This is a genomic window from Gelatiniphilus marinus, assembly GCF_042684345.1.
Taxonomy (GTDB): domain Bacteria; phylum Bacteroidota; class Bacteroidia; order Flavobacteriales; family Flavobacteriaceae; genus Gelatiniphilus; species Gelatiniphilus marinus.
The window spans coordinates 37139-56868 of the sequence record NZ_JBHULK010000007.1 but is presented as its reverse complement, the minus strand read 5'-3'; the positions used below and the strand labels follow the sequence as shown (position 1 = coordinate 56868).

The window sequence follows — 19730 nt, the reverse complement described above, 5'->3', positions numbered from 1 at the left end:
TGTTCTCTGGTTGAAACCTTTAAAATGTATCGGTTATCACAACTTGGTTTCCAAAAACTATCGCAAGCACTACTTAAATACCTATTGTATTAAAGTAAGTTAAACCGCAATAAACAATTTTCTTAAATCCAATCCAAGTTTGTAAACAAGGTCAATATTAATATAAATGCCTAAATTAGACATCTTAACAAGATGGTAATTATGAAAATCAGGCTTTTATTAATGGCGGTGCTTTTTTGCTTTTATTTGTCTGCGCAAGAGCAAATAAAACTCGATAATTTAAACAATTTTAAAGCTCAGGCCGGAAACTGGCAAATAGTGGGTGACGTAACGGTAAATAGGCATGTTGACGTGTATCACCAAACAACAGAAGAAAACAATTCAAAAAAGAAAAAGAAACGTAGAAAGAAAAAAAGAAATGCCATCGAGCCACCAAAAGCCATTGAGTCAACCCCGGGAACAGGTATTCTTTTAAATATAAATGATAAAGAAAAGCATGATGCCTTAATTACCAATTGGGAACACGGAGATTTACTTTTGGAGTTGGAGGTGCTGCTTCCAAAAGGATCAAATTCCGGCATATATTTTCAAGGGCGATACGAGTTGCAGTTAAAAGACAGTTGGGGCGTTAAAAACCCATTAGGGTCTGATATGGGTGGATTTCATAACAATTGGGAAACCGATGAAGATAAAATTTTCAGAGGCATACCGCCAACTAGCAATGCATCAAAAGCACCTGGGTTATGGCAAACCTATAAAGTGCATTTTCAGGCACCACGTTTTGATGAGACGGGTAAAAAAACAGCAAACGCTAAATTTATTTCAGTCGATTTAAATGGTGTTCGAATCCATAGCAATGTCGAAGTTCCAACCTATACCGGCGGCCCCATTGAAAAGAACGAAGTGGCCAAAGGCCCGCTATTAATACAAGGAAACCACGGACCCGTTGCCATCAGGAATTTTAAATATCAATTATTGAAAGAATCTTCAGTGGCGCTCACATCACTTTCGCATGTTATCTACAAAGGCGCGTTTAAGGGATTGGACGAATTGAACGAAAACGCTAAAGTGGCAACCGGTAAATCCAATAAAATCGATATTCTTAGTGTTGGTGAAGAAGATGAATATGGCATTATTTACATGGGAACTTTGGATGTTGCCGAAGAAGATGATTATACAATTAGCGTAGGTTATACCGGAGGTGTAAAGCTTATTGTTGATAACAAAAAAATAGTAGAAGATAATTCTTCGAGCGCTGAAGGCTGGCTAAATGAAGAGGTAACCTTATCAAAAGGAACACATAAATTCATTCTTGTCAATATTAAATCTGCTGCGTGGAGAGCACCACGATTAGGATTGACCATTAAAAGCAAATCCACCAATTCAAGAGATTTTCACACCTATGATTCTTATCCGCCCAATATCAATTCGGTATCTCCAATTTTTGTGCAACCGGATTCTAAACCCCGTTTGTTAAGAGCCTTTGTGAGTTTTAATGGTAACGGCAAACGCTTGTCGCACACCATTGGCGTAGGCACACCAGAGGGTGTCAACTATATTTACGATTTAGGTGCAGGTAATCTTGTTGGTGTTTGGCGAGGCGAGTTTGTCGATGCTACACCCATGTGGCACAGCCGTGGTGATGGATCGTTTAAACCAAAAGGCGCCGTTCAATGGACGTTCTTAAACCAACCTATTGCGCAACTTTCTGATTCCAAAACCGCTTTTCCGGAAACAGGAACCGCACCAGAATTTGTTTCAAAAGGCTATGTAATTAATAAAACCACATGGTTGCCAGTCTTTAAATACCGTTATAAAAATGTTGATATTGAAAATAGAATCACACCCAACCCTAACAATAATTATGTGGTTCACGACATTCAATTTTCAAAATCCGGATTAACAAATTGGTATTGCAAATTGGCTTCTGGCGAGGTTGAAAAAATGTCTGACGGCGCTTATCTTATAAAGGATAAACAGTATTATGTTAAAGTGCGAACAGGTCAAAATCCTATAGTTCGAAAAGTTAACGGTGAAACAGAATTGATAATCCCAGTTGATGGTAGTAACATTAAATATGAAATAATTTGGTAATGATGAAAAACAAAGTAATTCATAATAAAATTAAAGTAATAATCGTGTTGTTTGTGATTGCTTTTACACAAATAGGAATAGCCCAAAGCTCACCTAAAGAAGAAGATTATTACCGCATAACAAAAGTGCCCACACCAGAAGGGGTTAAGGTTGAAGGCGGCGGTGTTGTATCGTTGCCCGATGGCACCATAGCGGTTTGTACAAGACGTGGCGATGTTTGGATTATCGAAAACCCAACCATGGCAAATGGCCATCCGTCCAAATTTATAAAGTTTGCATCCGGATTGCACGAACCTTTGGGTTTGGCCTATAAAGATGGCGCGCTATACACTGCACAACGGGGCGAACTCACTAAACTTGTAGATACAGATGGCGATAGAATAGCCGATGTTTACAAAACTGTTTATGCGTGGCCATTATCAACACATTATCACGAATATTCTTTTGGTCCCGTTTTAGCTCCAGACAACGCTTTTTTTGTAACGGCTAATGTGGCTTTTGGAAACGAGGAGTGGTGGCGAGGCGAAAGTCGTGTGCTATGGCGCGGATGGACCATGAAAATTTATGAAGATGGCCAAATGGAACCCTGGGCAACAGGAATGCGATCGCCAGCGGGTTACGGACTTATTGATGATGAATTGTTTTATACCGATAACCAAGGCGATTGGGTGGGGTCTGGAGGTTTGTGGCACTTGCCTAAAGGCGTGTTTACAGCACATCCGGCGGGTCTTAAATGGAGCGAACATAAAGATTCGCCCATAAAGCTTACCAAAGAAGCTTTTTATGGTAAAATTGATAAACGCCAAGTTAAAAAAAACGGGCGCTACGTAAAGCCTGAAAATATTATAGATGAAAAAGACCCCGATTTTGTTTATGAAGCAAAAGCATCTTTTCCCGAAGTACAATTGCCAGCAGTGGTATTGCCTCACGGTATTTTGGGCATTTCAAATTCCGAAATAAAAGTAGATAAAACAGGCGGGAAGTTTGGGCCATTTAGCGGACAGGTTTTTGTTGGCGATATGGGACAAAGCAAAATTATGCGCGTGGTTCTTGAAAAAGTAAAAGGCGAATATCAAGGTGTGGCTTTCGATTTTAGATCGGGATTCCAATCGGGCGTGATGCGTATGGATTTTGACCAAAACGGAAACCTTTTTGTTGGCGAAACCAATAGAGGTTGGGGATCGGCCGGAACTACTAATTCTGGTTTGGAGTATTTAACATGGACGGGGCGCATCCCTTTTGAAATGAAAACCGTAAAATCGATGCCCGATGGTTTTGAGATTGAATTTACAAAACCGGTAGATAAAAGCACTGCTGAAGATTTAGACTCGTATCAAGGCAAAAGTTATATTTATAAATATCATGCCGCTTACGGAAGTCCGCAAGCCAATCTGGAAACCATTAATTTAAAAGGGGTCAAAGTAAGTATCGATGGTTATAAAGTGCGTATTGTAACAGATAATTTAACACCGTTTTATGTGCACGAAATAACTTTAAATGGTGTTAAGGAAAAGGAATCGGGCCAGTTAACATTGCACCCAACGTTTTATTATACTTTAAATAATATTGCTGATGGAGATAAATTGGAATTATCTCAACTTTCAACAAAACGATCTTCAAGTATTAAAAAGCAAACGGTTAAAATGAAACCCCGCGTAAATAAAAAAGCAGTTGCCAAAAAGCAACCCGTTTTAACAGACGAGCAAGTTCAGCCCCTTTTAACCAATAATACCTGTGTAGCATGCCATCATAAAGAAAAAAGATTGGTTGGGCCATCTTTTAAGCTAATAGCCAAACGCAATTATACCGATGAGGAAATGGTGCAGCTTATTTACAATCCGCAGCCTAAAAACTGGCCGGAATATGCCACACCAATGGCGCCCATGCCTCAGGTTCCAAAAGACGAAGCGCTTAAAATTGCGGCTTGGATTAATGCTTTGGATTGAGTCTTTTTTTTACAATACAATTTTTTTGATCTACATTAACTTATAAATATTTGCATGGAACATGTTTAGGCTAATGAACCAATTGTGCTACATTGCAAGCCATTATTTATTTTTTTGTGTAAGCATTTTGGGGGTTTTTACCAATGGCATATTTAATTCCACCCAATAAATGATTTAAAAACAAGGGGTTTGCGTAAGTTTCGTTTGTATGCCCCATGGCGGTATAAAAAGCACGACCACCATCAAAATTATGATACCACGAAATAGGGTGGTTTTCACCATTAGTGCCACCTTTATAAGTGGTTTCATCTATGGTAATTAGTACGTTAATATCTGGGTTGATATCTTTAAAATTGTACCATTCGTCCGTTTTAACCCAAGTGTCTTCAAGGTGGTTTGTCGATAAATGATTCTTGTTTACCGCATGTAATTTCGCTTCTTGTATTTTAGGGTGCCCATTAAAACAAGCACCTGCAAGTTTGTTGAACCACGGCCATTCAGATTCGGTATTGGTAGCGGCGTGCACGCCCACAAACCCGCCACCAGTTTGAATATAGCGTTCAAAATCGGCTTGCTGTTCGTGGTTTAAAATATCTCCTGTGGTATTTAAAAAAACGACAGCGGAAAATTGTTTTAATGAATCTTCAACAAAATATAATGAATCTTCAGTGGCAACGGCTTTAAAGTTATTTTCTTTCCCTAATTTTTTTAACGCAGTTATTCCAGCTTCAATTGAACCATGCCTGAAACCATTTGTTTTACTGAATACCAATATTTTTTCTTCTTTTTTATCACATGAAATTATCAAAATACTTATGGCGAAAATCAATATGGATTTTATAAATTTAGGTTTCATAGGTTTGAATTGTTTTAAAATGAAGATATTAAAAACTGTAATTTAATTTTATTAAGGCTCTTCTGCGCAACACAGGAAAAACCACAAAGCTAGCATCTGGATTGGCTGTTATAAACTCGGGTGTTGCACCGTTGGCATTAGCACCAAAACTGTTAGCGCCAAAAAAATTGGCCAAACCTTCAGAATTAAAAAGATTGGTTACCAATATATCTGCTGATAAATTTTTGCTTATTTGATATCCAGCACCTGCGTTAAAAATACTGTAAGCAGGAAGCTTAAACCCGTTTGAAACGTTGCCATAGCGTTTGCCCATAAACTGCCATTTTATAAAGGCTGAAATTTTATCTTTTTCATATTCGTTACTCAGATTAAACATGAGTTTAGGGTTAAAAGGCAGCGTGTTTCCTGAAAAGTCTGTAATACTATCATCACTTGTATCAACCGATCCTGCTGCATCATAAACTTTCCATTTAGTTGCTTTTGGCTTTTGAATGATGCCATTAAAACGAAAGGTGATATTTTGAACAGGCGAATAAACACTTTCCCATTCTAAACCAATGGTTCTTGATGTGTTAAATTGAATTGGTGTATAGAAAATACTATTATTGCTTGAGTCAAATTCAAAATTAGCAATACCAATATTTTTAAGCTGACTCCAAAATAAAGTGCTTGTAAAAGAAAAGTCTTTCAAGTTGTATTTTGCACCAAATTCAGCTTGATTTATTTTTTGTACTTCTCCTTTTTTGTTGATGGCAACATTAGAGAAATTGTTGAAATAATAATTCAATTCTGGTGCCTTATTTCCTTTTGAAAATCTAGCAAACAAAGCAGCTTCATCATCAATTTTATAATTGATGCCTCCTGAAAAAGATAGGTAATTGTAGTTGTAATTAAAATTATCTTGCTGACCTGTAGGGGCTAAAATACCATTATCGTAAACCGTGTTAACGTTTCCATCTACACCACCATTTTGCGTAAACGGCGCAAATCGATCTTTACTGCCTTTGTGTGTAATGGTTTCGTAGCGTAAACCTAAATCTAAATGCACATAATCTGAAACTTTCCATCTATCATTAACAAAAGTCGCTAATTGGCTTACTTTGGCTCTTGAATTTACAAAAAACAAACCACCGTAATTGCTAACGCCGTTGGAATCGGATAACGCGAGTACTGGTTCTCCTGGATTTTCAACAGTAACACGAAGCATCTTTGGATTGGCTTCGTAGGTAACATAAGCAAAACTGCCTTGGGTAAACATTGAAGTATTAGAAAAACCTCCCGCAAGACCAAAATTAAATTCGTGATTTTTTGATTTTTTCCGAAAGGTTAATTGGTCCATCCATTCTTTTGCAGTATTATACTTTAACCAAGTTGCGGTGCCCATTATGGCATCATTTGGTAGTCGGCCATCTGTTAAGTATTTAAAGCTGGGAGCCTCAGCTTGAAAAACTGCCAATGAGCCTAAGTTGTTAATTCTTGCTATTTCATTTCCGCTATTGGCATCACGAAAAACCAAATTTCCGAAAGCAGAAAAATCGCCTCCAAATAAAGATTCGAAATCGCGACTTAGTCCTGAAACTAAAAAATCATCAAGACCAATAAAATTATTGCTTATCGAGGTTTGCCAATTGGCATCTTTGGCAGAGAATTTTATGTTATTTTTCAGCAACCAATTATTGCCTAAATTTTGCGATATATCGAACCCCAAAGCCAAATCTTTAGCGTGTACACCCTTTGAGGGATCGAAGCTATTTGATGCGCCTTGAGCTAGGTGTCGCCCATCTGGAATATTAGCATTAAAACTAGGCATTAATAGCGCGGTTGAACCAAAATCCTGACCGAAAGCAGGCTTAGGGCTGTCCCAGTTTGTGGCGGCGACTCCGGTGTATCGATTGGTATAATCATCTAAAATCTTTCCATAAAATTTTAAATATCCTTGGGCATTCTTTTTAATGACATTGAATTTAAACTGCCCGCCTTTGCTAAACGTAAAATTGGTGTTTCTTGCGCCATCGTCCTGCCTATAATGTCCGCCGGCATTAAAAAACCAATTGTTACCTAATGGCCCTCCAATATTGGCATCTATTTTATGTAAATAATTTCCATCGCCTTGAAAGCCATTTGATAATTGAATATCGCCTCCAAATTCATTTCTAATACCTTGAGATATAAAATTATAGATACCTCCGGGAGCATTGAGTGCTGTGATAGATGCACTTCCTCCTCTTATGGCTTCCACTTTTTGGGTAGTTAAATCTAAACGATGAAAAAGATCGGGGCCGTAATAAGAATGCAGTACCAAGCTAACGGGAAGCCCATCTTCTTGAAGCGAGACATAGTACCAACCGGTATCGTCTTCAGCGGAAGCTGAAACACCTCGCGTATAGACTTTTGTGAACACTTCGCCGGCAGAAGCATCGGTAAATGTACCCGGGATATTTTGAAGTAAACTTGCAGTGCCTTGTGGATAATTTTGTTGTATTGATTTTGAATTAATCACACTTACAGAAGTGCTAGATTCTAATTGTATTCTAGGGTTAAAAGTACCTGTAACCACTATGGTTTGTAGGTTTAGCAAATCAGTTTCTAAAATAAAGTTAAGGCTTATGTTTTTTTTAGTTATTTTAATGGTTTCGCTAATAGTCTTGTAGCCCAAATGCGATATGCTTATTGTGTAATTATTGGAAGTTATATTTTCAATTTTAAAAAAACCGTTGGCATCAGTTATACTGGTTTGGTTAAAAGGATTTAAAACAATATTAGCACCTGCAATGGGCTTGCCATAACCGTTTTTTACTTCTCCGTTAATAGTGGCTTGTGAAAACGCGGAATTACAAAATAGGCCAGCTGCTGTAAACAGAAAGAGCAATATGTTTTTGTTCATATTTTAATTTGAAAAATGTTTGGTTTTAAGCTTAAAGTTTGATTGTTTTTTGAAAAAAGTATCAGTTATCGTTTTTTCTAATCTTTATTTGATAGAGGAGTCCTAAAGTGGCCAGCAAAAGCCCTATAAATTCTCTTGTGCCTTCCAAATAGGGTTTCTTGTAATCCATTTTGCCGAAAATTTCTTCTTTGTTTTCTGTTTTTAAATAATCTATAAATAAAGAAAAATGAAGTACGGCAAAAAACAATAGGGCTACAATTGTTATGATTAAAAACGATTTTGGTATGGGTTTAAAGCTGTTGTACAAACATAAGATGGCTACTATAAAATATATTGAAAACCATAAGATTCCATCGGGGTCGTTTAACTGTAAAAGTGCAAAAACTATAAACAGAATACACAGCATAAAATTGATGGTCTTCTTCTTTATGTTTAATGGTTTATTGTTTTTCATGGGTTTATTGGTAAACTATAACGTCCAGCCTTCGCGATAGGTTCTTTTTACAAATTGGTTGGCTTCTTCAAAATTAGTAATTTTCATTTGTTCGCCATTCCAAAGTAGTTTTTTTCTTCCCGGGTATTCAAAACCGTTTCCTTTTGGTGTTCTAAGGTTGTAACTTCTAATGGCAAGATTGCCCATTAAAACACTTTCGGTTAATGGGCCTGCATAATCGAAAGATGAGGTAAGTGCTTTATGTTTTTCTTTGCCATAGCCATCTTTACAGGCTTCAACCCAAGACGCGTTATGCCCACTTTCAGGCAATGGGTTTGTCTCTGTGTCTTCAAATGTTAACATATCTCCATTATTCAAATACACTTTTGGGGCAACGCCATAAGTTCCGCAGGTCATAATTCCTTTGTCTCCAATCATTATAACGCCATTTGCGCTATCGTGGTCTCCAATAGGATGATCGGCAGGGATTAAATCCGGATGAAAAGGCCTTAAGCCACCATCAGACCATGTTAATGTGATTTCTGATTCGTTTTTAGCCGAAGCTGGAAACTTTAATTGTGTTCTTGATGAAGGCGGGCAAGATTCTGGTAAATACTCTGGAGACCAATCTTTTTTAAAAACCGCTCCAACACTGCTCTCTACTTCGGTTGGGTAGCCTAAGCCCAAAACTCTAAACGGCGGGTCTATTAAATGGCAACCCATATCGCCTAAAGCGCCAGTTCCAAAATTCCACCAACCACGCCATTTAAACGGATGGTATAATGGGTGGTAATCTACCATTTTTGCAGGCCCAATCCAAGTATCCCAATCTAAACCATCAATCATTGCGGGTTTGTCAGTTGGTTTATGTATGCCTTGGGGCCAAACAGGTCTGTTGGTCCAAACATGAACTTTATTTACGGTGCCTATTTTGCCTTCATCAAACCATTTAATCATTTGTTTAACGCCATTTCCAGAAGCCCCTTGGTTGCCCATTTGCGTTACTACTTTATATTGGTTTGCTGCTTCGGTAAGCATTCTAGCTTCGTAAATGCTATGCGTTAATGGCTTTTGCACATACACGTGTTTGTTCGATTTTATGGCAGCCATGGCAATAACAGCATGGGTGTGGTCTGGTGTGGAAACTGTAACCGCATCGATATTTTTTACATCGTCAAAAAGCTTACGATAATCGCGATATTTTAAGGCTTTTGGGAATTTCTCCATCAATCTTTTTGACTGGTTCCAATCTACATCACAAATGGCTGCAATGTTTGATGCGCCATTATTCCAAGCGTTAATGGCATCAGAATACCCTTTGCCACCACCGCCAATAACGGCAATATTAAGTTTGTCGCTGGGAGGAACTAATCCTTTCCCCAAAACATGTCTTGGTATAATAGATATTCCTAAAGATGTTAAAGCGGTTTTCTTAATGAAAGCTCTTCTGTTGTTTGCTTTGTGATCTTTTTTCATTTCTCGATATTTAAAAATTATCTGATGCTTTATAAGCTTCAATAACTGCTAATTCACCTTTTTTAGCCTGAATTGAATTTCCGTGCTCCATTCCTAAAATGCCTTTAAATCCTTTTGAATGAATGTGTTTGAATACATTTTTGTAATTTATCTCGCCTGTTGTGGGTTCGTTTCTGCCTGGGTTGTCGCCGATTTGAAAATAGGCAATTTCGTCCCAACAGCTATCAATATTTGGAATTAAATTTCCTTCTTGGATTTGTTGATGATAAATATCGAATAATATTTTACAAGATGGCGAATTTACAGCTTTACAAATTTGGTAAGCTTGTGGTGATTCTGTTAAAAACAACCCCGGATGGTCTCTAAAATTTAAAGGTTCTAAGACCATGGTTATTTTATGAGGCTCTAAAATAGCCGAAGCTTGTTTTAGCGTTTCAATAACATGAGCGGTTTGGTAATCCATATTTTGACTTAAATCTACATGCCCCGGTACCACCGTCATCCATTTTGCATTAACCCGTTTTGCGACTTCAACAGATTCTTTTATATGATTTAAAAACTCCTGTCGTTTGTCTGGGTTTCCGCTTGCGAGGTTAGGCTCTTTCCAATAAATTTTATGTGCCACAAAAACGCCCATGGCCATATTTCTATCACGCATGGTTTTTGCCATTTTTTCTTGGATTTCAACAGTGCGATTTTTCATTCCGTTATCTTCAAATGCAGTAAAACCTTGGTCTGCCATAAAATTTAATTGGTCAATAGGATTATTTCCCGCATGGTTTTTAAACATGCCTAAATGTGGTGCGTAATTTAATTTAAAACTATTCATGCTTTTTTTTGTTTTAGAATCTAAAATATTCATCGCATTAATTCCTGTAACACTAATTCCTAATAAAGATGCTGTAGCCGTACTTTTTTTTATAAAAGATCTTCGTTTCATCTGTTTTATATTTGTTAAGTTTTAGAGACCATAGAATTTAATTTCTAAATGCCCATTATGGGTTCATTTTACGAGAAATTGGTTTTTCCGGGAATTGGAATAGGATAATTTCCAAATTCGTCTGGAATTACAGGAGGCACAGAATCAAAAGTAAGTGCGTCTTCGTCTGGTACTAATTTATGTTCAAATGCCATGGCTTGATCCCACGTTATTTCTTTTCCCGAATAGGTTGCCATTCTTCCTAAAATAGCTGTCATTGTACTTTTTGCACCATTTTCAGCGTCGCTAATAACTTCTCCATTTCGTATAGATTTAAACAAGCGATTAAGTTCTTGTTGATAGGGATTGATATCATTTTCGTTATTGTGATTATAGATGCTGGTTCCATCATATTTTTTTAATCTTGCAGAGCCGCCTCCATCTGTATAAGATGTTGCTAATGTACCCTGAAAATATTCATCTACTCGCGTTTTTGTTCCGGGTTGATGCCTGCATTGACTGGAAATAATAGCGCCATTTTCGTATTTAAACTCTACCACATGGTGATCAAAAATATGTCCGTGATCTTTTCCTTTTCTTACTTCTCTCCCTCCAGTTCCACTTGCTTTTATTGGGTATCCGCCAATAAACCAATTTGCCACATCTATATTATGAATGTGTTGCTCTAAAATATGGTCGCCGCAAATCCAATTAAAATAGTACCAATTTCTCATTTGGTACTCCATTTCTGTTTGAGCAGTTTCGCGGGGCCTTACCCAAACCCCTGCGCCATTCCAATATACTTGACCAGATACAATTTGGCCAATATCGCCTTTTTGAATACGATTATAGGTTTCCAAATAACTTGCCTGATAACGCCTTTGAAGACCAACCACTGCATTTAATTTTTTGGCTTTTGCAACTTTAGCGGCTTCTAATACTTTTTTAATTCCTGCAACATCTGTAGCAACAGGTTTTTCCATAAAAACATGTTTTCCTTGAGATACGGCATATTCAAAATGTTGCGGTCTAAAACCTGGAGGTGTGGTTAAAATAACAACATCGGCAGCGTCAATGGCTTTTTTATAAGATCCAAAACCTACAAATTTATGGGATGGTTTTACGTTGAGTTTCCCAGTTTGGAACATTTTTGATAGGCTGATATAGGCATTTTCCAATCTATCTGAAAAAGCATCGGCCATAGCAACTAACTCTACATTTTGGTCTGCTCTTAAAGCTTGACTAACAGCACCGGTACCTCGTCCGCCACAACCCACAACAGCTAATTTTAATTTTTTAGCATTATTAAATATTGGACTTGCTGTGAGTAATGAAGGTGTAAGTATAAGTCCTCCCGCTGCTAAAGACGAGCCTTTTACAAAGTTTCGCCTTGATAAATTGTTCTTTTTTTGGTGCATGGTCTTATGTCTTTTTAGTTTAGCCCGTAATCTTCTATGGCGTTTAGCCAATATGTTTTTATTTCTTCTTTTGAGGGTTGGATTTTTGGTCGTACCACACGAAAACCAACAAATGGCGCATTAGTATGCCACCAATTGCTTTTTGGAATTTGTGGATCTCTTCTTTTCCATTTTGGTTTAGATTGACCTCTTGCGGTACAACATAATTTGTCTTTGGTGTCTTTCCAAGAGCCTCCCCGAACCACTCTTGGGTATAGATTGGTTGGTTTATTCCAAGGATTTACTTTTGGTGAGGATTTATAAAAATCTGCATCATATTGATCCATAACCCATTCTGAAACGTTGCCCAATAAATCGTGAATACCTAAAGAATTTGCTGTTTTCAATCCGGTTTTTTTATATTTACCATTGGTGTTTTCGTTAAACCAAGCTACATTTTTAAGATTTGAATCTTCGTCAGTTTTTCCTTTTTTGCAAACGTATTCCCATTCGGCTTCTGTTGGCAACCTGTAAAACACACCCGTTTTTGATGTTAGCCATTTGCAATACATAATGGCCGCATATTGTGTCATGTTTACAGCAGGATGGGTTTCTTTTCCCATGTTAAAACTCATATCAACATACGGCGGTGTTGCTCCAGAAACGGCATCAATTCCTAAGTCAGTTAATTTGTTTTTATCTATAAATTGTTCGGGGCCAAATTCACCAAATACGAAAGCATCATATTGTTCCCAAGTAATTTCGTATTTACCCATCCAGAAATCACCAACTTCCACTTCGTGTTTTGGTTTTTCATCATCTTTACGAGTGGTATCATTTGTATTTGCTCCCATTAAAAACAATCCTCCTTTTACGGCTATCATTTCAATGGTTGTTTGTTCGTCTTTTAAATTTTGAGAATAATCTTTAAACTCTTGAGCACAAAGAGTTCCTATTTTAATGATACCTATAAAAGTAAATACTAAATTTAAGCTGTTTTTCATTGTTGCAATTCCAGAATCTCTATATTTTTAAATTCAACAGGATGACTTTCGCTTTGTAAAGAAATAAAGCCTTTTTTTAGAGGTGTTCCCGCTTTGTTTTTCCAAAAGTCTTCATTGTAATCTACTGCGCCACCAATTTGAGGTTTAGTATAAGTGAGAACATTTTCGCCATTAATAAAATGCTTGATAATAGAGTCGTTTCTAACTTCAATTTCAAGATTAACCCACTGGTTGCCGTTAAAGGTTTTTGATGAGGAATTGACACAATGCGGCGTGAATAATTCACCGTTCATCTCAACATGAGTACCCGGTGTGCACAAATTTCCGGTTGGTCGTTCGCCAGTATCCAAGCCTCCTAAAAGCTGCACCTCGATAGATACTGGAAAATCTTGGTTCAAGCCAATGTTTTTTGGGTCTTCGCAATGAATCATAACCCCGCTGTTTCGTGTTGCCCAACCAGCTCCGTCTTTTAATTGATTGCCAGTAAAACGGTATTGCATTCTAAATTTATAATTTGAAAATGCTTTATTGTAATAAATGTGGCCGAAAGCGTTGTTGAAGGAATCATATTCTTTGTAGTTTACTTTTAAAACTTCATTTTCAACAATAAAAGTGTTTTTGTGATTTTCTCCTAAAGGATGTCCTTTAATTTTAATGGTCCAATTGTTTAAATCTTTACCATTGAATAATTTAACCCAGTTTTCTTTTTCGGTAAATTCAGTTTTTTTCTTTTCATCGTTTTTGCAATTGAATAAAAGGGCAATGCAAAAGAATACTGCTAAAAGATTGAATGTTTTTTTCATAAGTTTTTGTTTTTTAAAGCGACCATGCTTTACCTCCTGTAGCTTCGTTTAAAGGAATACAGCCTTTTTGAATTCCTGGAACGGGATCGTAGGCTAGCACGTTTTCGCCAATTTGTTCGCTGGTTTTAAATGCCCAAATTGCAAAATTTCTTAAATTGTCCAGAGCCTGAAAAATCAGGGCGTCTTCATTTTTTTGGTCTTTTTCATCATTATATGCTTTGTAAGCTAATTGTTGCTTTTTGTTGGTTTTTAGATATTTGGACAGTAGAGCGTCGTAATCTTCAGTTTTTAAATCATTCACACTTTTTTCGGTGATTGGTAAAGCTTCCATTATAGCATTTATATCTTTTTTATATCTTTTTTGTCTTTTTTCAGTGTATGTTTTAGAAATATATAAATCTAAAAACTCGGGGACGTTAAGGTCCAGTGCTCCGGGCACATCTTGTGTTTTGGGCAAAATGAGGTCGATTATATTTTTTACAACCAAGCCTTCATCCAACGTAAAAAAGTTTGGCACCCATAGTTTGGCTTCGGTTTTGCAACTTTGCAGCATGCTAACAATAGTTGGCGTTGCTAGGGTATAGCCAATAGATAATCCCAGTCTTTTTAAAGCATGTCTTCTGTTCATGGTTTTTAGCTTTTATTTTTTTTGAATTGTTTTACGGCATGATTTGCGGCCCGTGCCGTTAAGGCCATATAGGTTAACGATGGGTTTTGGCAGCCCGAAGATGTCATGCAAGCCCCATCGGTAACATAAACGTTGGGTACGGTGTGGATTTGATTGTGTTTATTTAAAACCGATGTTTTTGGGTCTCTGCCCATGCGAGCGGTTCCCATTTCATGAATTCCAATGCCTGGGGCAGCTATGTGGTTACGGGTTTTAATGTCTTTGAATCCTGCGTTTTTAAGCATTTCAACAGCTTGTTGTATCATATCTTCCCGCATTTTCAATTCGTTCTCTTTCCATTCGGCATCAAAGGTTACTGTGGGCAGCCCCCATGCATCGAGTTTATGGTAGTCTAAACTCATTTTGTTATCGTGGTAGGGTAAGCATTCGCCAAAACCGCCCAATCCCATACGCCAGCCACCGGGTTCCAATATTTTTTCTTTTAGCTCTGCGCCATAAGCCAATTCTGCAATATGGTCTGAGATGTCCCCTCTGCCGGCACCGCCTTGATAGCCATACCCTCTAACAAATTCCTTTTTCTCGGTGGCTTTTGTGCCTAGGTTTCTAAATCGCGGAATGTAAATACCGTTTGGGCGGCGGCCTTTGTAATAATTGTCTTTAAATCCGTCTATAACCCCTGAAGCTCCAGCGCCTAAGTGGTGATCCATAATATTGTGCCCCAATTCGCCCGAGTCGTTGCCCAAACCGTTTGGAAATCGCTTGGATTTAGATTGCATGAGTATGGCCGCAGAAGCTACCGTTGAGGCACAGCAAAAAATAATTTCAGCGTTGAATACGAGACTTTCTTTGGTTTCAGCATCAATCACTTTTACTCCCGTTGCTTTTTTTAAGTTATCGTTGTAAATAATTTCATGTACAATAGAGTGTGGTCTCATGGTCATATTACCGGTGCGTTCGGCAGCAGGTAAGGTGGATGAGTTGCTGCTAAAATAAGCACCAAAAGGGCAGCCTCTAATACATCGGTTTCGGTAAAAGCATTTGTTTCTGCCTTCACGACTTTTATCGCCCGTAATATGTGCTGTCCGACCAATGGTTAATACTCGATCTGAATAGTTTTCAGAGAGTTTTTCCTTTAAATGTGCTTCAACACAGTTTAATTCCATGGGCGGTTCAAAAACGCCATCGGGTAGTTGGGGTAATCCTAATTTTTCGCCACTTACCCCAATGTATTCTTCAACTTTATCGTACCATGGGGCAAGATCTTTATATCGAATAGGCCAATCTACACCGTGGCCATCTTTTTTATTGGCTTCAAAGTCTAAATCACTTAAGCGGTAGCTTTGTCTTCCCCACATAATGGAGCGTCCGCCAACATGGTAACCGCGCATCCAGTCAAAGCGTTTGGTTTCGTTATAGGGATGTTTTAAATCGTTTACAAACCAATGCCTGCTGTGTTCTGCGGTAGTATATCCTGTACGGCTTTGTTTTAGTTGTTTGTTTTTGTCTATTAATGCGGGTGTTCCCCTGAGCTCAAAATCCCAAGGGTCCAGATTTGCCGTTGGGTAATCTTCAATATGCTTAACCATTCTACCGCGTTCCAGAACCAATGTCTTTAGGCCTTTTTCACAAAGCTCTTTAGCGGCCCATCCGCCACTGATTCCTGTTCCTATAACTATGGCGTCATAGGTATTTGGGTTTATTGTTTCTTTCATTAAAAACTGTTTTTGGAGAATTTTTAAAACAACTGTAAATTTTCGGATAAGTTAATAATCATAACAATTAAAATAAAGAAAATGGCAATTAAATTCTTAAATACATGGGAAATTAATTATTTTGCACTATTAAATGTTGAAAGTTTTAATACCAATCCGATAAAATCGATATAAATATTGTCGATTAATTAAATAACTATCCCACCATGGAAATTAAACCGCTAATTAAAAATACTCCTAAACTAATTATCGTACTGTTTGTACTTTTTTTTTCATCTTGTAAAAAGCCCAAAGAGCAAACGGTTTTAAGTGTTACCGAAACAATTGAGCAGCCTATGTTTTTTAAAATATCTTTAGCCCAATGGTCTTTGCATAAAAAAATTGGAAGCGGTAAAATGAGCCCGTTTGATTTTGCAAAAGAAGCCAATGCTATGGGTTTTGAAGCTATTGAATATGTTAGTGGCCTTTACAATAAAGAGGTTAAAGCATTGGGTATGGATGCCGTTGTTGAAAAGCTGGAAGCCGAAAGCAAAACCTACGGCATTAAAAATTTGCTAATCATGGTTGATGGTGAAGGTAATTTGGCAAGTAGCGACGAAAAGAAATTAAACGCCGCGGTAGAAAACCACAAAAAATGGGTAGATGCCGCAAAGGCCTTGGGCTGCCATTCCATTAGGGTAAATGCCCATGGCGAAGGGACTTACAATCAGGTTTTGGATCAAGCCGTTGTTGGTTTAACAAAATTATCTGAATACGCCGCAACACAGGGCATTAATATTTTAGTTGAAAATCATGGTGGCTACACCTCCAACGGCAAATGGCTTGCAACCGTTATGCAAAAGGTAAATATGCCCAACTGCGGTACTTTGCCCGATTTTGGTAATTTTTGCATTAAACGCAAAAGCAATGGATGCGAAGAAGAATACGATAAATACAAGGGCGTGAAAGAATTGATGCCCTATGCAAAAGCGGTAAGCGCAAAATCGTATAATTTTGATGATAAAGGAAACGATACTGCAATAGATTATAAAAGAATGTTGCAAATCGTTAAAAATGCAGGCTATACCGGATACATAGGCGTTGAGTACGAAGGTAATGTCTTACCTGAAGAGAAAGGTATATTGGCCACTAAAAACCTTCTTGTAAAAGCTTCAAAACAAATTAAATAAAAACATTTTACGCCATTTATATGAAAGCTAAAACTCAATTTCAATTATCATTTATGATGTTTCTCGAATTTTTTATTTGGGGCGGATGGTTTGTAACCCTAGGCGCTTTTTTAGGAAACAACTTAAATGCTTCGGGAGCAGAGACAGCTATGGCGTTTTCTACACAATCTTGGGGCGCCATTATCGCGCCTTTTGTTATAGGTTTAATTGCAGACCGTTTTTTTAATGCTGAAAAAATCTTGGGCGTATTACATTTAATAGGTGCTTTTTTAATGTATCAAATGGCCCAAGTAACAGAATTTGCTGTGTTTTACCCTTATGTTTTGGGCTATATGATTGCTTATATGCCAACTTTGGCATTGGTAAATTCGGTATCTTTTAATCAAATGAACAATCCTGCAAAACAATTCCCCTTAATACGTGTTTTTGGTACCATAGGATGGATTTTGGCCGGTTGGATTATAAGCCTTGTTTTTAAATGGGATTCTATAGAAAACATAGGTCAAGGCATGCTATCCAACACCTTTACAATGGTTGCTATCGCATCGGCGATATTGGGCGTGTTTAGCTTTACATTGCCAAAAACACCACCTAAAATAAAAAAAGGCGAAAAAGTTACCCTGTCGGATATTTTAGGGCTCGATGCCTTAAAATTATTAAAGGACAGAAATTTTCTGTTGTTCTTTATCTCGTCTGTTTTAATATGTATTCCGTTGGCATTTTACTATCAGAATATCAGTCTTTTTCTAACTGAAAATAACGTAGAAAATTCAACTACTTGGGCTACAATGGGGCAAATGTCCGAAGTGCTGTTTATGCTTTTATTGCCGTTTTTCTTTAAAAAATACGGCTTTAAAAAAACCATATTGGTTGGCATGTTGGCTTGGGGAATACGCTACATTTTATTCGCTTTTGGCGATGCTGGCAATTTGTTTTTTATGCTTATAGCAGGCATTGCATTGCATGGTATATGTTACGATTTCTTTTTTGTGTCGGGCCAGATTTATACAGATACCAAAGCTGGCGAGAAAGTTAAAAGTGCCGCGCAAGGCTTAATAACATTGGCTACTTACGGCGTTGGTATGTTAATTGGTTTTTGGGTAGCAGGACAAATAGTGGATAAAAACGTAATTAGCGATGGGGTACATAGTTGGCAAGACATTTGGTTGTTCCCGGCGTTTTTTGCTTTTGGCGTATTCGTGCTGTTTGCTGTGTTTTTTAAGAATGAAAAAGTAGAGTACAAATCATAAATTAAATCATGTCAATGAGTTCTAAAATACGGTTAGGCATACTAGGCGGTGGCGGCGATTCGCTTATAGGGGTATTGCATAGAGTAGCCTCTTCAATGTACGATAAATACCAAATAGTTGGAGGTGTTTTTAACCCAAATTGGGAAAACAATATAAGTTTTGCTAAGACGTTGGGATTGTCTGAAAATCGTGTTTACATAGATTTTGATGCCTTTATTGAAGAAGAATTAAAACTTCCAGTGTCAGAAAGAATTGAAGTGGTTTCAGTTTTAACCCCGAATTTTTTGCATTTTCCCATGGCCAAAAAACTCATAGAAAACGGGTTTCATGTTATCTGCGAAAAACCTTTGACTACAACACTTTCCGAAGCAAAAACTTTAGAAAGCGCGCTAAAAAAAGCGAACACCATTTTTGCTATAACTTACACTTATACAGGCTATCCTATGGTGCGCCAAATGCGCGAAATGATTCAGTCTGGCGTTATTGGAGACATTCAAAAGGTAGATATTCAATATTATCAAGGTTGGATAAATCCTATATTATTAGATAAATCACTTCGAAAAACAATATGGCGTTTAGATCCTGAAAAGGGAGGGGTAAGTTGTTGTATTGGCGATATTGGAACCCATGCATTTAATATGGCCGAATACCTAACAGGGCAAGAAGTAACATCTATTTTGGCAGACCTCAACACGCGTTACGACGACAACCCATTGGATGTAGATGGAACTATTTTAATTCGTTTTTCAAAGTATGTAAAAGGCGTTATAAGAGCAAGTCAAATTGCTACGGGTGAAGAAAACGGACTAGAAGTTAAAATTTATGGTTCCAAAGGCGGTTTTAATTGGAAACAGGAAAACCCCAATTATTTATATCATTTAACAGATAATAAACCTCTACAGGTTTTAAAACCAGGGCATGCTTATAATGGAGCGTTGTCGTTAAACGGGACCAAATTGCCACCAGGGCATCCTGAAGGCATATTCGATTCTATGGGGAATATTTATTACGGTGTCGCCAAAGCCATTAGAAATGAAGCTTGTGATAGTGGCGAATACCCAACAATGCATGATGGTGTTCGAGGCATGAAATTTATAGAAAAATGTGTTGAGTCGCACAAATCAGGAAACATTTGGTTAGATATTTAAAGTAAAAAAAC

15 protein-coding genes are annotated in these 19730 nt (G+C 37.5%); 5 read left to right on the top strand and 10 right to left on the bottom strand.

Annotation, left to right across the window (positions count from 1 at the left end; all coding sequences use genetic code 11):
* Window positions 1-201: 201 nt before the first annotated feature.
* Window positions 202-2094, top strand: coding sequence for a family 16 glycoside hydrolase (locus tag ACFSQS_RS14105; protein WP_388020315.1), 1893 nt, complete (start codon window positions 202-204; stop codon window positions 2092-2094).
* Window positions 2094-4040 (top strand): auracyanin family protein, encoded by a 1947-nt coding sequence (locus ACFSQS_RS14100; RefSeq protein WP_388020312.1) that lies wholly within the window; start codon window positions 2094-2096, stop codon window positions 4038-4040. The genes ACFSQS_RS14105 and ACFSQS_RS14100 overlap by 1 nt, the downstream gene beginning before the upstream one ends.
* Before the next feature lie 106 nt (window positions 4041-4146).
* On the opposite strand, the gene ACFSQS_RS14095 is transcribed toward ACFSQS_RS14100, so the two are convergent.
* The 10 genes from ACFSQS_RS14095 to ACFSQS_RS14050 form a co-directional block, all read right to left on the bottom strand.
* On the bottom strand, window positions 4147-4896 hold the full coding sequence (locus ACFSQS_RS14095) for a ThuA domain-containing protein (protein WP_388020309.1): 750 nt from the start codon (window positions 4894-4896) through the stop codon (window positions 4147-4149).
* Window positions 4897-4924: 28 nt separating this feature from the next.
* Window positions 4925-7780, bottom strand: a complete 2856-nt coding sequence (locus tag ACFSQS_RS14090; protein WP_388020306.1) for a TonB-dependent receptor — start codon at window positions 7778-7780, stop codon at window positions 4925-4927.
* Window positions 7781-7841: 61 nt separating this feature from the next.
* Window positions 7842-8234: a transmembrane 220 family protein gene (locus ACFSQS_RS14085; RefSeq protein ID WP_388020303.1), complete on the bottom strand. Its 393-nt coding sequence runs from the start codon at window positions 8232-8234 to the stop codon at window positions 7842-7844.
* 15 nt (window positions 8235-8249) lie between these two features.
* Window positions 8250-9689, bottom strand: a complete 1440-nt coding sequence (locus ACFSQS_RS14080; protein ID WP_388020300.1) for a Gfo/Idh/MocA family protein — start codon at window positions 9687-9689, stop codon at window positions 8250-8252.
* A gap of 10 nt (window positions 9690-9699) precedes the next feature.
* The gene (locus ACFSQS_RS14075; RefSeq protein WP_388020297.1) at window positions 9700-10629 is read right to left on the bottom strand and encodes a hydroxypyruvate isomerase family protein; all 930 of its coding nucleotides are present in this window, start codon (window positions 10627-10629) and stop codon (window positions 9700-9702) included.
* 68 nt (window positions 10630-10697) lie between these two features.
* Window positions 10698-12026, bottom strand: a complete 1329-nt coding sequence (locus ACFSQS_RS14070) for a Gfo/Idh/MocA family protein (protein WP_388020294.1) — start codon at window positions 12024-12026, stop codon at window positions 10698-10700.
* 14 nt (window positions 12027-12040) lie between these two features.
* Window positions 12041-13009 (bottom strand): formylglycine-generating enzyme family protein, encoded by a 969-nt coding sequence (locus ACFSQS_RS14065; RefSeq protein WP_388020291.1) that lies wholly within the window; start codon window positions 13007-13009, stop codon window positions 12041-12043.
* Window positions 13006-13812, bottom strand: a complete 807-nt coding sequence (locus ACFSQS_RS14060) for a 3-keto-disaccharide hydrolase (RefSeq protein WP_388020288.1) — start codon at window positions 13810-13812, stop codon at window positions 13006-13008. Before ACFSQS_RS14060 ends, ACFSQS_RS14065 begins: the two co-directional genes overlap by 4 nt.
* Before the next feature lie 13 nt (window positions 13813-13825).
* Window positions 13826-14440, bottom strand: coding sequence for a gluconate 2-dehydrogenase subunit 3 family protein (locus tag ACFSQS_RS14055; RefSeq protein WP_388020285.1), 615 nt, complete (start codon window positions 14438-14440; stop codon window positions 13826-13828).
* 5 nt (window positions 14441-14445) lie between these two features.
* Entirely contained in the window at window positions 14446-16152 is a 1707-nt protein-coding gene (locus ACFSQS_RS14050) for a GMC oxidoreductase (protein WP_388020282.1), read from the bottom strand.
* A 206-nt stretch (window positions 16153-16358) separates the two neighbouring features.
* Between ACFSQS_RS14050 and ACFSQS_RS14045 the strand changes: the two genes are divergently transcribed.
* From ACFSQS_RS14045 to ACFSQS_RS14035, 3 genes are read left to right on the top strand one after another with little or no spacing between them, the layout of a single operon-like run.
* Window positions 16359-17321, top strand: coding sequence for a sugar phosphate isomerase/epimerase family protein (locus ACFSQS_RS14045; RefSeq protein WP_388020279.1), 963 nt, complete (start codon window positions 16359-16361; stop codon window positions 17319-17321).
* Window positions 17322-17341: 20 nt separating this feature from the next.
* A complete protein-coding gene (locus ACFSQS_RS14040; RefSeq protein ID WP_388020276.1) occupies window positions 17342-18571 on the top strand; it encodes a nucleoside permease in 1230 nt (409 codons plus the stop codon).
* A 14-nt stretch (window positions 18572-18585) separates the two neighbouring features.
* On the top strand, window positions 18586-19719 hold the full coding sequence (locus ACFSQS_RS14035) for a Gfo/Idh/MocA family protein (protein WP_388020273.1): 1134 nt from the start codon (window positions 18586-18588) through the stop codon (window positions 19717-19719).
* Window positions 19720-19730 lie beyond the last annotated feature (11 nt).

Bases quoted from the DNA above. Each gene is read 5' to 3' on its own strand.
- ACFSQS_RS14105 (WP_388020315.1), top strand. From the start codon at position 202: ATGAAAATCAGGCTTTTATTAATGGCGGTGCTTTTTTGCTTTTATTTG.
- ACFSQS_RS14100 (WP_388020312.1), top strand. From the start codon at position 2,094: ATGATGAAAAACAAAGTAATTCATAATAAAATTAAAGTAATAATCGTG.
- ACFSQS_RS14095 (WP_388020309.1), bottom strand. From the start codon at position 4,896: ATGAAACCTAAATTTATAAAATCCATATTGATTTTCGCCATAAGTATT.
- ACFSQS_RS14090 (WP_388020306.1), bottom strand. From the start codon at position 7,780: ATGAACAAAAACATATTGCTCTTTCTGTTTACAGCAGCTGGCCTATTT.
- ACFSQS_RS14085 (WP_388020303.1), bottom strand. From the start codon at position 8,234: ATGAAAAACAATAAACCATTAAACATAAAGAAGAAGACCATCAATTTT.
- ACFSQS_RS14080 (WP_388020300.1), bottom strand. From the start codon at position 9,689: ATGAAAAAAGATCACAAAGCAAACAACAGAAGAGCTTTCATTAAGAAA.
- ACFSQS_RS14075 (WP_388020297.1), bottom strand. From the start codon at position 10,629: ATGAAACGAAGATCTTTTATAAAAAAAAGTACGGCTACAGCATCTTTA.
- ACFSQS_RS14070 (WP_388020294.1), bottom strand. From the start codon at position 12,026: ATGCACCAAAAAAAGAACAATTTATCAAGGCGAAACTTTGTAAAAGGC.
- ACFSQS_RS14065 (WP_388020291.1), bottom strand. From the start codon at position 13,009: ATGAAAAACAGCTTAAATTTAGTATTTACTTTTATAGGTATCATTAAA.
- ACFSQS_RS14060 (WP_388020288.1), bottom strand. From the start codon at position 13,812: ATGAAAAAAACATTCAATCTTTTAGCAGTATTCTTTTGCATTGCCCTT.
- ACFSQS_RS14055 (WP_388020285.1), bottom strand. From the start codon at position 14,440: ATGAACAGAAGACATGCTTTAAAAAGACTGGGATTATCTATTGGCTAT.
- ACFSQS_RS14050 (WP_388020282.1), bottom strand. From the start codon at position 16,152: ATGAAAGAAACAATAAACCCAAATACCTATGACGCCATAGTTATAGGA.
- ACFSQS_RS14045 (WP_388020279.1), top strand. From the start codon at position 16,359: ATGGAAATTAAACCGCTAATTAAAAATACTCCTAAACTAATTATCGTA.
- ACFSQS_RS14040 (WP_388020276.1), top strand. From the start codon at position 17,342: ATGAAAGCTAAAACTCAATTTCAATTATCATTTATGATGTTTCTCGAA.
- ACFSQS_RS14035 (WP_388020273.1), top strand. From the start codon at position 18,586: ATGAGTTCTAAAATACGGTTAGGCATACTAGGCGGTGGCGGCGATTCG.